General features: G+C 57.1%; 15 protein-coding genes. 5 read left to right on the top strand and 10 right to left on the bottom strand.

Annotation, left to right across the window (positions count from 1 at the left end; translation table 11 throughout):
• Positions 1-77: 77 nt before the first annotated feature.
• The 9 genes from AC6ROY_RS03100 to AC6ROY_RS03060 all read right to left on the bottom strand — a co-directional run bounded on the left by AC6ROY_RS03100 (position 78) and on the right by AC6ROY_RS03060 (position 9,582).
• Positions 78-272, bottom strand: a complete 195-nt coding sequence (locus AC6ROY_RS03100) for a hypothetical protein (protein ID WP_500098514.1) — start codon at positions 270-272, stop codon at positions 78-80.
• A gap of 160 nt (positions 273-432) precedes the next feature.
• Positions 433-1,281: a helix-turn-helix transcriptional regulator gene (locus AC6ROY_RS03095; protein WP_500098513.1), complete on the bottom strand. Its 849-nt coding sequence runs from the start codon at positions 1,279-1,281 to the stop codon at positions 433-435.
• 135 nt (positions 1,282-1,416) lie between these two features.
• Positions 1,417-2,265, bottom strand: a complete 849-nt coding sequence (locus AC6ROY_RS03090) for a sugar phosphate isomerase/epimerase family protein (protein WP_500098512.1) — start codon at positions 2,263-2,265, stop codon at positions 1,417-1,419.
• 6 nt (positions 2,266-2,271) lie between these two features.
• Complete coding sequence (locus AC6ROY_RS03085; RefSeq protein ID WP_500098511.1) at positions 2,272-3,378, bottom strand: Gfo/Idh/MocA family protein; 1,107 nt, start codon at positions 3,376-3,378, stop codon at positions 2,272-2,274.
• A 90-nt stretch (positions 3,379-3,468) separates the two neighbouring features.
• Positions 3,469-4,632: a Gfo/Idh/MocA family protein gene (locus tag AC6ROY_RS03080; protein WP_500098509.1), complete on the bottom strand. Its 1,164-nt coding sequence runs from the start codon at positions 4,630-4,632 to the stop codon at positions 3,469-3,471.
• 251 nt (positions 4,633-4,883) lie between these two features.
• Complete coding sequence (locus AC6ROY_RS03075) at positions 4,884-6,221, bottom strand: TolC family protein (RefSeq protein ID WP_500098508.1); 1,338 nt, start codon at positions 6,219-6,221, stop codon at positions 4,884-4,886.
• Positions 6,222-6,412: 191 nt separating this feature from the next.
• Complete coding sequence (locus AC6ROY_RS03070) at positions 6,413-7,660, bottom strand: ABC transporter permease (RefSeq protein ID WP_500098507.1); 1,248 nt, start codon at positions 7,658-7,660, stop codon at positions 6,413-6,415.
• 6 nt (positions 7,661-7,666) lie between these two features.
• Positions 7,667-8,941 carry an HlyD family secretion protein gene (locus AC6ROY_RS03065; protein ID WP_500098506.1) on the bottom strand — a complete coding sequence of 425 codons (1,275 nt, stop codon included), beginning with the start codon at positions 8,939-8,941 and terminating at the stop codon, positions 7,667-7,669.
• A gap of 65 nt (positions 8,942-9,006) precedes the next feature.
• Entirely contained in the window at positions 9,007-9,582 is a 576-nt protein-coding gene (locus AC6ROY_RS03060; RefSeq protein ID WP_500098505.1) for a TetR/AcrR family transcriptional regulator, read from the bottom strand.
• Positions 9,583-9,779: 197 nt separating this feature from the next.
• On the opposite strand from AC6ROY_RS03060, the gene AC6ROY_RS03055 reads away from it, so the two are divergent.
• From AC6ROY_RS03055 to motB, 5 genes are all read left to right on the top strand, one after another.
• A complete protein-coding gene (locus AC6ROY_RS03055; RefSeq protein WP_500098504.1) occupies positions 9,780-10,226 on the top strand; it encodes a MarR family winged helix-turn-helix transcriptional regulator in 447 nt (148 codons plus the stop codon).
• A gap of 32 nt (positions 10,227-10,258) precedes the next feature.
• The gene (locus AC6ROY_RS03050) at positions 10,259-10,798 is read left to right on the top strand and encodes a glutathione peroxidase (protein ID WP_500098503.1); all 540 of its coding nucleotides are present in this window, start codon (positions 10,259-10,261) and stop codon (positions 10,796-10,798) included.
• Between the two features lie 51 nt (positions 10,799-10,849).
• The gene (locus AC6ROY_RS03045; protein ID WP_500098654.1) at positions 10,850-11,848 is read left to right on the top strand and encodes an aldose 1-epimerase; all 999 of its coding nucleotides are present in this window, start codon (positions 10,850-10,852) and stop codon (positions 11,846-11,848) included.
• Between the two features lie 370 nt (positions 11,849-12,218).
• Positions 12,219-13,013, top strand: a complete 795-nt coding sequence (gene motA / locus AC6ROY_RS03040; RefSeq protein ID WP_500098502.1) for a flagellar motor stator protein MotA — start codon at positions 12,219-12,221, stop codon at positions 13,011-13,013.
• Positions 13,006-13,845 (top strand): flagellar motor protein MotB, encoded by an 840-nt coding sequence (gene motB, locus AC6ROY_RS03035; protein ID WP_500098501.1) that lies wholly within the window; start codon positions 13,006-13,008, stop codon positions 13,843-13,845. The genes motA and motB overlap by 8 nt, the downstream gene beginning before the upstream one ends.
• Positions 13,846-14,156: 311 nt before the next feature.
• On the opposite strand, the gene AC6ROY_RS03030 is transcribed toward motB, so the two are convergent.
• Positions 14,157-14,768, bottom strand: a complete 612-nt coding sequence (locus AC6ROY_RS03030) for a biotin transporter BioY (RefSeq protein ID WP_500098500.1) — start codon at positions 14,766-14,768, stop codon at positions 14,157-14,159.
• Positions 14,769-14,868 lie beyond the last annotated feature (100 nt).

Below are 14,868 nucleotides of genomic sequence, written 5' to 3'. Positions count from 1 at the left end.
CAAACAAGGACCGGCCGCCTCCTCAGAGACGCCGGTCCTCGGCATTCAATTAACCATTCGGATAGGCACAGTCGGAATCAGGCCGACTTGCGCGTCCGGTACGGCGCATAAGACGGCTTAAGACTCGCCCGCAGCTCCTCAAGCAGCGCATCCAGCTCATCCTGCAGCTGATGAAGCTCGGCATAGTTCCGCATCTCCATCGCGAACAGCACCGCAGGAGGCAACGATTTGAAGACCCTATAGTCGTTATAGCAAAGGTTCTCTTTTGTCACGATCGCTTCCGTCTCTTCACAGGTCTTCATCATCCGCCATACACCACTCAGCTTCGTCTTTGTTCCTTTGATCGTTATGCTAGAGGTGTAAGCATTTTCAAGTCAATACATAGAGTTGAAATTTTCTGAAAATTTACATTTGAAGCGTTGGGCCATTGCCCTAAGTAGCAGCAAGCCCGCGCTTGTATTGCTCCGGCGTCTGACCAACCTGCTGCTTGAACACGCGGCTGAAGTGCGCCAAATGCTTGAAGCCTACCTTGAAGCCTACCTCCGTCACCGGCAGCTTCGGGTCAAGCAGAAACTCGATCCGCGCCTGATTAATGCGCCGCTGGTACACGAAGTCGAAGATCGTAACCCCTGTGACTTCCTTAAACAGCTTGGACACATAATATTTGCTCAAGTGCAAATCCTGCTGCAGCCGTTCCAGATGCAAATCCTCCATATAGTGCGCTTCCAGATAGGAAATGATCTGCTGCGCCGTCCTTTCCTTCTCGACCGGCTGGTCGCTGCGGCTTTGGAGCGGCTGAACGCAGTGCTTATAAATGAGACAAAGCAAATCGGCGAACGCCAGCCGACAGCGGTAAGCGCCTACCGTATCGCCCGACCGCTGCAGCTCGTCCATCCGTGCGAAAATCGCCTCGACCTCCTCTCGGTCGCTGCCCGTCAGCCGCAGCCGGTAATTGCCCAGCTCCTGAAACGGCTGAAAAATCGGCAGAGCCGGGTACGTCGGGAGCAGCGGCTGGAGCGCCGCAGGCTCGAAATGCACCATCGTCCGAATATACGGAACTGCCGGGTCGATCTTGGCGCAATGCAGCGTCATCCCGTTCATCACAATCAGATCGCCGGGCGCCAGTACATAGATCCGGTCACCAATCAAGTAGTTGCAGACGCCGCTGTGAAAATAATACACCTCATAATGCGAGTGGGTATGAAACATCGGCTTCAACGGCTTATCCGCCTTGTAGGTATACGTAAAAATTGTACCTGGGTCCGCCATCCTTGCACTCATAGGAACCTCCGCAGCGTTCAGCGTTTTTTCCCAGCATACCACGGGACGTCTCCCGGTACAACGCGGAGGGACGGCCGCATCAGAACCACAGCGGCCGTCCCTCCTTGTCATCCGCTTATACGGCAATTGCAGCAGCTACAGCAGCAGCCGGATTTGGGCGGCGTACTCGCGCAGCAGCTCCCGCGAGCCGAGCGTCCCGCTGAAATCCTCCACGCCCAGATAGCCGTCGTAGCCGACCGCCTTCAGATCGTCAATCACCTGCGTCCACGGCACTTGCCCGTTGAACAACGGCTGCCAGTCCGCGCTCCACGCGGGAGCTTCGCCCGCAGCGGCGTCGGTCTGCCGCCAGCCTGCGTTTTTCACATGCACATGCGCCAGATAGGGGCCAAGCAGCTCAAGACCGAAGCGGTAGTTCTCGAAGCCCTCATAGACCATGTTGCCCGGATCGTACAATACCCCGACATCATCCGGGTCCAGTCCGTCCAGCAGCCGGTATGCGCCGCTCGCGCTGGAAGCAATCGTATTGTGATGCGTTTCGATCAGCCCCTTGACGCCGTAATGGCGGCACAGCGGCGCAGCCTCGCGCACATAAGCCTGTCCTTCCGCGAACAGCTCCCGCGCATGACGGGTGCGGTCATAGCCGGGAACGCCCAGCCTGACGTAAGCGGCCCCGATATGCCGGGCGGCGGCCAGCACGCGTTCGGTTGCCTCCAGATCGCCCGCCTGCAAATACGGCGTAACGGTGAGCGAGGTCAGGCCGTTCGCATCCGCAGCCGCTTTGAACCGGTCCCATGCGGCAGGACCGCCCTGCTCCGGCATCGAGCAAAGGTTGTTGCGCCAGAAGGACGGCTTCTCCTCTGCCAGCTCCTGCGGCACATTCTTGAAACGCCATTCGATCGCATGCAGGCCGGCTTCCCTGGCCGCCGCCGCCAACTCCTCCGGCGTCAGATCAGGCGTCGCAACCGTAAAAACGGACAGCTTCATCCCGGGTCACACTCCTTCAATACTTACAGCGCCTGCCGCTTGAAGGGATACCGCCTGCTGCTGCGCGATCAGGCACAGCTCCGCCGCCTTGAACGTATGCGCCTGCGTCATCGCCAGCTCCGTCCGATTGATGCAATCGAGGATCAGCTCGCCGAAAAACGGATAGCCGACTTGACCGGTCACGTTCAGATGATGCTCGCCTTGGCCGTCGACCAAGTAAATATGATTGCCCGTACGCTCGCGGCCGACATCAATATATTTGCGCAGCTCGATATACCCCTTCGTGCCCTGGATAATCGTGCGCCCGTCGCCCCAAGTTCCGAGCCCGTCCGGCGTCAGCCAGTCCACCCGGAAGTAGCCGGTCGCGCCGTTATCCCCAATCAGCGTCGCATCGCCGAAATCCTCCAGCTCCGGATACTGCGGATTGTTGAAGTTGCCGACCTTGCTGTGCACGACCCGCCCGTCCGTATTGCCGGTGTAGTACAAAAACTGCTCGATCTGGTGACTGCCGATATCGCACAGGATGCCGCCGTACCGCTCGCGCTGGAAAAACCAGTCCGGACGAATCGGCGCGTTCAGTCGGTGCGGTCCGAGACCCAGCACCTGCACAACGCGGCCAATGGCGCCCTGCTGCACCAGCTGGCCTGCGTAGACAGCGCTTTCGACATGCAGCCGCTCGCTGTAATAAACCGCGTACTTGCGGCCGGTCGCGTTCACCGTCTCGCGGGCTTCAGCAAGCTGGGCCAGCGTCGTAAACGGCGCTTTGTCCGTGAAGTAGTCCTTGCCGTGGCGCATCACCTTGACGCCAAGCGGACCGCGCTCCGACGGCACGGCCGCCGCTGCGACAAGCTGCACCTCGGCATCCTGCAAAATGTCCTGTTCCGAAGCCGCAGGCTTCGCTTGCGGATAACGTTTCACGAAATCGGCCACCTTCGCCGGATCGGGGTCATACACCCATTTGAGCGAAGCGCCCGCCTCGATCAGTCCGTTGCACATGCCATAAATATGGCCGTGGTCAAGCGCCATCGCCGCAAATACAAAGCTCCCGTCCGTCACAACCGGGCTCGGCTTGCCCTCCGGCGCGTAATTCATTCCGTTCTGAATGTCTGTCATCTTAATTGTTCCTCCTTCATGGTTTTGTTCATATGGTTCTAAAATGTCTCTACAATGTATGACTCTCATGCCTAACGCTCATACGTGGCTCTAATGCGTGCCTTCAACCTCAAGCGTCTTGTATTCATCGGATTTTTTCTTTGTGTCCGAGGCGGCAATGTTTTCCTGCAGCTTGGTCAAAAACAGCTCCTCGTCAATCGGCAGATTTACCCAGTTGTCCGTCCAGGTGGACAGCAGCATGGCGTTGGAAAGCGTCAGCCCGTGGATACCATCTTCGCCCGGCGCGATCAGCGGCGTGCCGTTAGCGATTGCGCTGACCCAGTTGGCCGTTATTCCCTTATGCTGCGGATTGACGCCTTGCGTCTGAATCGGAATTTCCCAGCATTCCGGCTGGCCGAAGCCGCCCTTGAACGTACGGTTGAATTCCGACTCCGGGACGCGCAGACGGTGGAATACCATCTTCCCGTCTTCGATGACAATTTTACCGCGGTCCCCGGTCACCTCGAACCGGTTTGTGCCCGGCGCTTCGCAGGTTGAGGTCACAAACACGCCCGTCGCCCCGTTTTCATATTCCGCATAAGCCGTCACTTCATTTTCCACCTCGATAGAGCGGTGCTTGCCGAATGAGCAAAACGCGCGAATCCGCGTCGGCATCATGCCGATCGTCCACTGCCACAGGTCAAGCTGATGCGGGTCCTGGTTAATCAGCACGCCGCCGCCTTCTCCCGCCCAGGTTGCGCGCCAGCCGCCTGAATCGTAATAGCTTTGAGAGCGGTACCAATCTGTAATAATCCAATTCGTCCGCCGCACCTCGCCCAGCTCCCCGGAAGCAATCAGATCGCGCAGCTTCGCATATAAAGGGTTTGTACGCTGATTATACATAATGCCGAACACCCGGCCCGATGCCTTCGCCGCCTCATTCATTTCCCGCACCTGCTTCGTATACACACCGGCCGGCTTCTCGATCAGTACGTGCAGCCCTTTGCGAAATGCCTGAATCGCCTGCTCGGGATGAAAATAATGAGGAGTATTGATCAGCACCGCATCAATCTCGCCCGAATCCAGCATCGCTTCATAGCTGGTGTACCGGCGTACGCCTTCGCCCAGCTGCTCCAGAGCCCAGGCAAGCCGATCCTCGCGCATATCGCAAACGGCCGTCAATTCGCCATTCGGCACTTCCTTGTCGATCAAATATTTGGCATGGCCCGTTCCCATATTGCCGAGTCCGACCAAACCGATACGTACAGTTGTCATGGAGCTTCATTCCTTTCGGGACCGTGCCCTGAGTTGGTGCAGATCAGTATGTTGCTTGCCTTAATCGTAGCATGAACGGGGCCGCGGCACTTCACTAGCGTTGCCCAATTTGCTCCGGTAATTTAACTCTGGTTGCTGTTACGGTCACCGGGGCAGGCAGAAGCACCGTTTCCGGTCAAACGGCAAACACGCCTCCATCGCCGCGAGCAACGCGGAAATGGAAGCGTTCTATAATGCATGTCATCATGCCATCAAGCAATAAAGCCTTTCTCCATCGCTTTCGCTTTCTCGCGCAGCGTATAATATTTCAGCTTTGCGGCCTCCAGCGTCGTGTCCTGCCCCTGTACCTTGATATCAAATTTGTTCAGATCATGCAGCGAGATCACGCCTGCCTCATAACGCAGCCTCATCTTGTCGCGGTCCGCCTTCGCTTCCGTCAACAGCCGAGCCTCGGCCAGCACACGCTCGTATGCTTTTTCCGCTTCGGCGTAGGTCGCTTCAATTTTTTGAGTCAGCTCCAGCTGGGTTTGCCTGCCCTTGGCTCCCGCGATTGCCGTGTTTACGCCCTGATAGCTTGCCCCGTACGTCGTTTCGGTCACCGTGTTCGACTGCTGCCAGACCGCCTCATCCAGATTGTTGGCGCTTGCCTTCATCCCGTACGATTCCTGCAGCAGCTTCTTGGTGTCGACACGCACAATCGGGGAGATCGGCGCTGTCGACAGCTCGGCAATGTCCTTCAGCTCCAGCTCCGGCTGATACGCAATGCCGATATCGAAGGACAGCTGGATCAGCGCAAGCCGGTAATTTTGCATCAGCGTCGTAACGTCATCCTTATGCTTGGTTAGCGTCTTGCGGGCGGTCAGCACATCCTCGGCGGAAGCCAGCCCCTGCTCCTGCAGCAAGGCGGCCCGGGTCACCTCACGCTGGATGACCGTCTCATACGCCTGCATAAAAGCAAGCTGCTTCTTCTGCCCCAGCAGCTGCGCATATTGGGCAATCGTCTGCAGCCGGATGCCTTGCTTCGCTTCCTCCTGCTGCAGCAGCGTGTTGCGCTGGTCCGTGTACAGCTGGTGAGCCGTCGATTTCATCTGCGTGCGCTGCGCGAGCAGCACTTTATTGAAGCCGTCAGCCATTGCGCCCATCCCTTGGATGACCTGGTTGATCGCCTTGTTGGTCACCGTTGTCATCGGGCCGATCCACAAATTTTCCGCCGGATTGACGACAACGCCCTGCGCGGCCATCCCGGCCACCAGCTCCTGCGGCGTGTCCGGCAGATGCACAGCGCCGACGTACCCGCCGGCCATCGAGCTGGCCTGGGCTTCCAGGTCGAGCTGCTTCGTATTTTGCGCCGCGTACTTGAGCTGCAGCAGCTGCAGGTTCGTCGAATCCTTCAAAGCCCGGTCCAGCACCGTCGGCAAATCAATCGTCTTCACTTCATCCAGCTGCACGTCGTTCAGATACATCTGCTGCTTGGCGTCGGCCGCCTGGTTCGACTCCGCTGCCGCATACGCCAGCGGCCCGACAGCCGTTGCCAGCAGCGCCAGCGCCGCGCACAGCGCCGCCAGCTTCGTTACAGACCTGCTGTTCATGATGTCCATCTCCTTTGTCCACTAGCTTCTCCCGTCAGTCTTATCTCAAGGGCCACGCCGCCGTCCGGACCGGTTTTGTACAGCGTCTCAAGCTGTTGCCATGAGCACGCCCGCAGGTATCTCTGCGCTTCGATCAGCTCAGCCATACGAACATGCTGCAAATCGCAGCCAGTTTTCCGTATCGCTTCGGCCTACTGGCCGATAACAGACACGCCGCACGCCGCTGGCGCAGGGAGCGCTTGGGCCGCCCCATTCGCTTTATCCGCCATCCCTGCTTCGGCTTCCTTGCGGAAAATAACCCAGCGCGACAGCAGCAGCGCGATAAAATAGGTGACCAGCCCGATCATGCCCAGCGCCAGGCAATCGCGCCAGATCGCAGACGTATCTCCGGCCTTCACAAGCACGCTGCGCACGCCGTCGAGGAAATACGTCAGCGGCAGCAGATGTCCCAGCACCTGCAGCCCTTTGGGCATCGCTTCAAACGGCCAGGTAAAGCCGGAGAGCAGAAACGACGGCACTGCGATCAGCATCGCCGTTTGCGTCGCGCCGAGCTGGTTACCGGAAAACAGGCTGATCAGATAGCCGATGCCGCACACGGCAAAGGTGAAAGCCAGCACAACGGCCAGCGCGGCCAGCAAGCTGCCGTACAGCGGCGCGTGAAACGCATAGCTGGCAATGAGCAGCGCGACCGTCGTATTAAACAGGTTGATCAGGAAATACGGAACCGTCTTGGCATACGCGATTTTCCACGGGTCCTTCCGCCAGACAACGAAGCGGGACCATGTGCCGCCATCCTTCTCGCGGGTTACCGTCAAGGCAATGCCGAGAAACAGCACCTGCTGCAAAATGGCCCCGGCCAGTCCATACATCATAAAATCGCTGTAGTTAAAGGCAGGGTTGTACAGCACCCGATAACGGAACGGAATCGGCGACAGCACATTGGCTACCTGCTCATCCTGCAAGCCTTGCTGCAGCTGCAGCTTTTTGGCCGACAGGCCCATGCTGAAGGTCGTAATGACCTCATTGGCCCCCTTGGTCGCCGAGTTGGAGTACAGCATATTGCTGCCGTCCACCCAGGTGAGCAAGGGCAGCGTATGGCCCTGCTTGAGACTTGCCTCGAACCGGTCCGGGATAAACAAGGCAACCCGCGCCGCGCCCGAAGCGATCGCTTGCTGCGCCTCCTGCTCGGAGTGAACCTCCTTCGTCACCCGGAACGTCTCGCTTTCGTCGAAAGCCTGCACCAGCTGGCGGCTGAACGGGCTTTGGTCTTCATCCATAATGACGGTTGTCAGCTCGGTTACCTTATGATTCACGTACAAACCGCCGAACAGGAATAAATACATGACAGGAACAAAAAATAAGATCAGAAACAACCGCCGGTCGCGGAAAATATGCCGCCACTCATCGGCGATGACATGGCCGACTGTTAGCTTAGACATTGTACATCACCCTTCCGTCACGCCGACCCACTGCAGCGTCATCCCGACCGCGGCTCCGTCCGGCAGCTCCGGCAGCTCCACCTTGACGGCAAAGGAGCGCACGTCCGTCTCTCCTGACGTCTGGGTTGCTTTTTTGATCGCAAAATCGGGAGCCGCAGCGATGGTTGTCACGGTCCCCTTGACCTCCTGACCGGTCGCCAGCACCTTGAGCGCCACCTTGTCGTTCAGCTTCAGCCCTGCGAGGGCGTGCTCGGTGAAATAAAACTTTGCCCAGCGGGTATTCGTCGCCTGAATTGAAAAGACCGGGAAGCCGGAGCCGACCAGCTCGCCGGCTTGCGCCGTTTGGGACAGCACGACGCCGTCAGCCGGAGCCGTCAGCTCCGTGTAGCTCTGGTACGTCTCAGCCTCCTGCTGCGCCGCCTTCGCCTGCTGCTCGCCGGAGCTGGCCGACTGGATCGCGCCTTGCGCCTGCCGGATCGCCGCTTCCGATGCGGCCACATCGCCCTGGCGCACCAGCACCTGGGCACGGCCCGCCTGCGCAAGCCCGAGCGCCGCCTGCGCTTGCTCCAGCTGCGCCTCCGCGCCGCGAACCTCCTCGGCGCGCGGCCCTTCGTTGACCAGCTTGCGCTGCTGCTCCGCCAGCTCCAGCTTGGCTTTCGCCTCCTGATGGCTGACCTTCACCTTGTCAACCTCAGCCTGAGCGATCAGCCCCTGGTCCAGCATTGTCTGCATGCGGGTCAAATTTTGCTCGGCGATGGCATACATCTGCCGGGCCGCCTGAAACTGAATGTCGGCTTGCTGCTTTTCTTCCGGCCGCGCGCCGGCATGCAGAGCGTCCACCTTCGCCTGCGCCGCCCTCACGGCCGCCTCCGCCTGCGCAATCTGCTGCTCGGCAGCCTCTTCGGTGGCTGTGACGCCTGCCGCAGCCTGCTGCTTTTTCGCTTGCGCCGTAGCGGTCGCTCCCTGCGCCTCAGCGAGCTTACCCTGCGCAAGCGACACCGCCGCCTTCGCCTGCGCGACTTTGGCTTCCAGCTCCGCGCTTTGCAGCCGGGCAAGCGGCTGGCCTTTTTTGACGAGGTCGCCTTCCTTCACAAGCACCTCCGTAATGCGGCCGCCAATCTTGAAGCTTGCGCCGACTTCATTGGATTCGATATACGCCGTCGGCTGAGCCGACAGCCCCGTTTTGCTGCTGCCGGACGCCTGGTTTGAGGACAACAGAAACCCTCCCGCACCGATCGCCGCGGCCATAACTGTATAAACAACAGGTCTTATAAAACGCATAGATGTTACCTCCTGTAAATGCCTTTATGTGGAATCGACATGAACGATGTTCCAGTCAACAGCTTCTATTCAATAGCAATGCCCCGCATCACGTACAGCTGCAGCAGCTCGGAAATTTGCTTGTTGTCCAGCGGCGGGTTCTCCTTGCCCCAATCATGCACTAATGCCAGATACAGCTTAAAAAGGACAAACGCCGTCACCTCGGGGTCACACGGCTTGAGCAAGCCTCCAGCGACCGCCCGCTCGATGTAGGACGCGACAAAGGCCCGAATTTCCTGCTCGATCTGATCCAGCGCCTGCTTCATCACCGGATTGCCGAACTCGCTTTCCTCGCGAAACAGCTTGATCAGCAGCTCATGCTCCTGACGGAACACCAGAATCTGATAAAGCGCTTGATGAATCCGTTCAAACAAAGCCAGCTCGCGCTGCTGGAGCATCTGATCGGCCATCAGCTTCATTTCGTCAATCAGCGTCCGGATGATCTCGTTTAACAGCTCCTCCTTGCTTGTAAAATATAAATACAGCGTTCCCTTGCCGACGCCGGCCAGCTTGGCGATATGCCCCATCGTCGTGCCCTTGAAGCCGAACAACGCAAACGACTGCTTTGCCGCTTCCAAAATAACGGATTTTTTCGGGTCCATTGTCCTCATCTCCTTGAAAACTGACCAAAATAACTTTTTGGTTCTACGGTCAGTTCTGACTATAGCATATCACCGTTTCATTGACAATAGGTCCCCGGCTTCTATACATTTGATTTTCTGCGGCAGACCTGCTATGTTTAACACATAATTGATTGGATGAAATTGAATTTAACGAAATGCAAGTCCGGGAGGTTACTTTGAACGCTGACGAACTTCTAAAGCTGGAAAATCAGTTCTGTTTCGCTGTCTACGCCTGCGCCCGCGAGGTGACCAAGCTGTATCGTCCCCATCTGGACGAGCTGGGGCTCACCTACACCCAATATGTCGCCATGCTTGCACTGTGGGAGCGGGATGACATTACGGTCAAGGATCTCGGAGCCCGGCTGTATCTGGATTCGGGAACGCTGACCCCGCTGCTCAAAAAGCTGGAGAGCATGAAGCTGCTCCGCCGTCTCCGCGACCCGGAGGACGAACGCAGCGTGCGCATCCGGCTGACGCCGGAAGGCGTCAAGCTGCGCGAGCAAGCGCTGGATATCCCGCAAAAAGTATTTTGTCTGCCTGGCCTGTCGCAGGAAGAAATGAACACGCTCCGCCTGCGACTGACCGACCTGCTCCAGCAGGTCCATACATGGAATGTAACTTAGAGCGAGCATGTGACGACGAGGAGGACTATCAGATGAGTATTTACCCGTTTACGGCCCGGACCATCCGCGGCGAAGAGAAAAGCTTGGAAGCTTACGCTGGCCAGGTGCTGGTCATTGTCAATACAGCCAGCAACTGCGGCTTCACGTCGCAATATGCGGAGCTGCAGCAGCTGCATGAAGCGTACAAGGACCGGGGCGTTGTCGTGCTTGGCTTCCCGTGCAACCAGTTCGGCGGCCAGGAGCCTGGCTCCAATGAAGAAATTCATACGTTTTGCCAGCTTAACTATGGCGTAACGTTCCCGATGTTTGATAAAATCGAGGTGCTCGGCGACGATCGGCATCCCTTGTTTGCCTATTTGACGAAGCAGGCTCCGTTTGCAGGCTTTGATCCCGACCATCCGTCCAGCAAGCTGCTGACCTCTATGCTGGAGCAGCAGGGCAAGCTGGCGGACGATGATATTAAGTGGAACTTCACGAAGTTTCTGGTCGATCGAAACGGCAGCGTTGTCCGTCGCTTCGAATCCACCGTCGGGCCGGCACAGATGCATGAAGCCGTCGAAGCGCTTTTGTAAGACATACAGAAGCCAAAAAAAGACCATGAACGGAGGCTACCCGCAGTGTCATTGAACTTCCAGGCTTATGAAGATACGTACCAGGGGCAATCTGCCGTTACGCTGCAGGCCGGCCGCTATGAAGCGATTGTGCTGCCTGCTGTCGGCGCCAACCTGATCGCGTTTCGCGACAAAACGACCGGCAGCCGCTTTCTCCGCGAGCCGGCTCCGGAGGAGATGAACAGCTTCCTCGCCAGCCCCGGCGTACACGGCATTCCGGTGCTGTTCCCGCCAAACCGGTACGAGGATGGAAATTTCCCATGGAATGGAAGCACTTACACCTTTCCGGTCAATGAAGAAAACCGCAACAACCATCTGCATGGCTTCCTGCACACGATCCCATGGGAGGTCGAATCATTCGGCACGTCGCCGTCCAGCAGCTATGTCAGCCTGATCCAGCGGGTTGATGCGGCGCATCCGGTGTACCGCACTTTTCCGCATGCCTTCACCTTCCGCCTCCAGTACACCTTGAGCGAAGACGGCTTGCATCAGCAGGTGACGATCCGCAACGACGGGCCTGACGCCATGCCTTGCCTGCTGGCGTTTCATACGGCCATTCATGCGCCGTTTGAGCCGGGCAGCGAAGCCGGTGACTGCACGTTCACGCTGACGGCAGGCGAGCGCTACGAGATGAACGAGCGTATGCTGCCGACAGGCAGCGTACAGCCGCTCAGCGCAGGAGAAGCCGCCATGCAGCAGGAAGGCGTCTCGCCGTTTTTCGAAATGATGGACAACCATTACAAGGCGCGTCCCCAAGGCGGGCGCAACCGGATGGTATTAACCGACGGGCGCACCGGCACGAAGCTCATTTACGACGCGGGAACGGCCTACCACTATTGGATGGTCTGGAACGATCAGGCGGTCAACGGCTTCTTCTGCCCGGAACCGCAGGTCAATCTCGTCAACGCGCCGAACATGGATCTGCCGGCCGAGGAAACCGGACTTGTATCGCTCGCGCCCGGCGAAATCTGGGAGGCGTCCAGCCGGCTGTACGTCGTTCGTCCCGTTTAATCCGACGGCTGCCGGACTGTGCCGCAGCAGGCCGGAACGGTCTGAATAGGCGGGCCAATCGGCTTACCGGCAGTTTTTTACAAGAAATGACGGGTTTAGCCTTCAAAACCAGGACTCTGTCACCGATATAAATCGGTACAGAGTCCTTTTTAGGCCGTAAAAAACAATTGCAGGCTTCGGCAGGAGAACTGTCACTTTTTGTCGAACTAGTCACTTTAGCAAGAAAAGCTTCAACCGTAGATGCATGCGTGCTTTCACGGCTTTTCTTGCGATTATAGAATCGTTCCGCTTCGCTGGAAATAATTCTATAATCTTCAAAGAGTTCAGTTCTGGGGTCCGAAAAAATACTGGTGTGGAAGGTGTTACTCTCTTGGAAAAGTCAACTGTAATCGGCATTATTTTAGGCTTCGCCGCAGTTATTGTGGGGATGTTTCTGAAGGGCGCGAATCCGGTCGCTCTCGCGAATCCCGCAGCGATCATGATCATCATGGTCGGAACGGCCGCATCGCTTTTCATCGGCTTTTCGCTGGAGGAAATGAAGCTGTTCCCCAAGCTGCTCAAAATCGTATTCACCGAACAAAAGTCGATTCCTAAAATGGATCTGATCAACATGTTTACCGACTGGGTGTCCATTACCCGCCGTGAAGGCTTGCTTGCGATGGAGAGCAAGGTTGAAGAAATTCAAGACCCGTTTCTGCGCAACGGCATGCGGATGATTATTGACGGCAACGACCAGGATTTCGTCCATGACGTGCTGATGGAAGATATACATGCGATGCAGGAGCGTCATCGGTCCGGCGCGCAAATTTTTACCCAGGCGGGTACCTATGCGCCGACGCTCGGGGTACTTGGCGCGGTTATCGGTCTGATCGCCGCACTCAGCAACCTGAGTGAAGTCGAAGCGCTCGGTCACTTGATTTCCGCCGCCTTCGTTGCAACGCTGCTCGGTATTTTCACCGGTTACGTGCTGTGGCATCCGATTGCGAACAAGCTGAAGCAGAAGTCCAAGAAGGAAGTTGAAATTCGTCTGATGATGGTGGAAGGTTTGCTGTCGATCCAATCGGGGATTTCCTCTACCGCCGTGAAGCAGAAGCTGATGGTGTTCATCCCGACCTCGCAGCGTGATGACAAGAAGGAAGCCAAAGCAGGTAACAGCGATGAGTAAAAAAAAGCATAGCGAGCATCATGAAGAACATGTCGATGAATCGTGGCTCATCCCTTACGCCGACTTGCTGACGCTCCTGCTGGCCTTGTTTATCATTTTGTTCGCTTCCAGCCAAACCGATTCGAAGAAATACAACAGCATCATGCGCTCGCTGAACCAGGCGTTTACCGGGGGCGTCGGCGTATTCGAAATGTCGAACATTGTGCCTATTACTTCGGAGCCGAATGTCGATGCCAAAAAATTCGAGGAGCCGTCCCAGTCACAGCAGCAGCAGCAGCAACAGCAACAGCAGCAACAAACGACCGCTCAGCAACAACAGCAGCAGCAGCAATTGCAGCAGGAACAGAAAGAGCTGGAGCAGCTGAGGGAAAAGCTGGACGGCTATATCAAAGAAAATAACCTCTCCACCCAACTGGATACAAAGCTCACGGATGACCTCCTGATGATCACCATTCGTGACAATGCGCTGTTTGCCTCCGGTTCAGCCACTGTGAAGCCGGAAGCGAGGCTGCTGGCCGTCGCCATATCCGATATGCTGGCTCAATATCCGAATTATCGGATTGAAGTCGCGGGACATACGGACAATGTGCCCATCGGCGGCGCAGCCTTTGAAACGAACTGGGACTTGAGCGGCAAGCGGGCTTTGAATTTTATGAAAATTTTGCTGGAAAATACCCAGGTTGATGAGAAACGCTTCCGTTTCATGGGTTACGGCGAGAATCATCCGATTGATACCAACGATACGGCCGAAGGCCGCGCCAAAAACCGCCGTGTCGAGGTCAGCATCTTGCGTTCGATCAAGCCGCCGGAAATCAAGGATTTGCCGAAATAAACCGTTCGTTATCGGAAACAATCACACAACAAGCGGCGGTGAAGCTGGCTGCGTCCCAAGGACGTTTCCGGCTTCACCGCCGCTTGTTTGTTGCGCGAGCTGGTTTGGCGACTTGCTTGACTTGCTCGGCTACCGGCAATTGATGAAGCAAAGCAGCGGCCGTCTTTGACGTTCAGGCGTGCGAGGCGCTCGGCGCATATTTTGCTCATTCGTCGGATGCAGCAAGGCGTCCCCTACGCTCCCGGCTGACTGAAAACGAAATAAGGGAGCGCCCTCGTCTTCCCGGACGGGTGCGCTCCTCCTTACTTCGGTTACTTTGGATCGCCGGGCAGCGATGCATCCAACTGCACGACCTTGCCGCCCGCCGCTCCGGTCAGCCGCTCGACAGGGAACACCTGACGCAGCGGGATCGCAATCAGCAGCGCAGCTACGGCTTTGACCGCATCCCCCAGCAAATACGGATAGCAGCCCGCAATCATCGCTTTGGACAGCGACATCCCAGTAGTATAGGCAAGCCAAGGTACGCCGCTAATATACGTGAGCCATGAGCCGAAAATGATCAGCACACCAAGTGCCAGCCCATATCCGGCAATGCCGTTGATGCGAATTCGCTGGAGCAGCAGCCCGATCAGCAGCGCCGACACCGGCCACATAAAAACATATCCGCCTGTCGGCCCCAGCAATACGCCAAGTCCTCCTACGCCGTGCAGCAGCGGAAAACCTAGCGCCGTCAGCACAATGACCAGCAGTACGCTCAAGCAGCCGTACAACGGACCAAGCAAAGCTCCGGCCAGCATTACAGCAAGCGACTGCAGGGTGATCGGCACTGGCGTAAATCCCAGCGGAATACTGATGTAACTGAATTGAACAAGCAAGGCAGCGAATAAGGCGCTGAACACAATGCCGCGAAGCGTTAATTTCATGATTGTACGTTCCTCCTGTTTTTGGTATGGTAGATGAAAGAAGCTCGTTAACCAAATTGAATTCATAAAAGTTAACGTATATTGGCATTTCGGATTGTAG

The sequence above is a fragment of the Paenibacillus sp. sg306046 genome, assembly GCF_059821225.1.
Note: the sequence above shows the minus strand (reverse complement) of the source record. Positions and strands in the feature narration are given on the sequence as shown.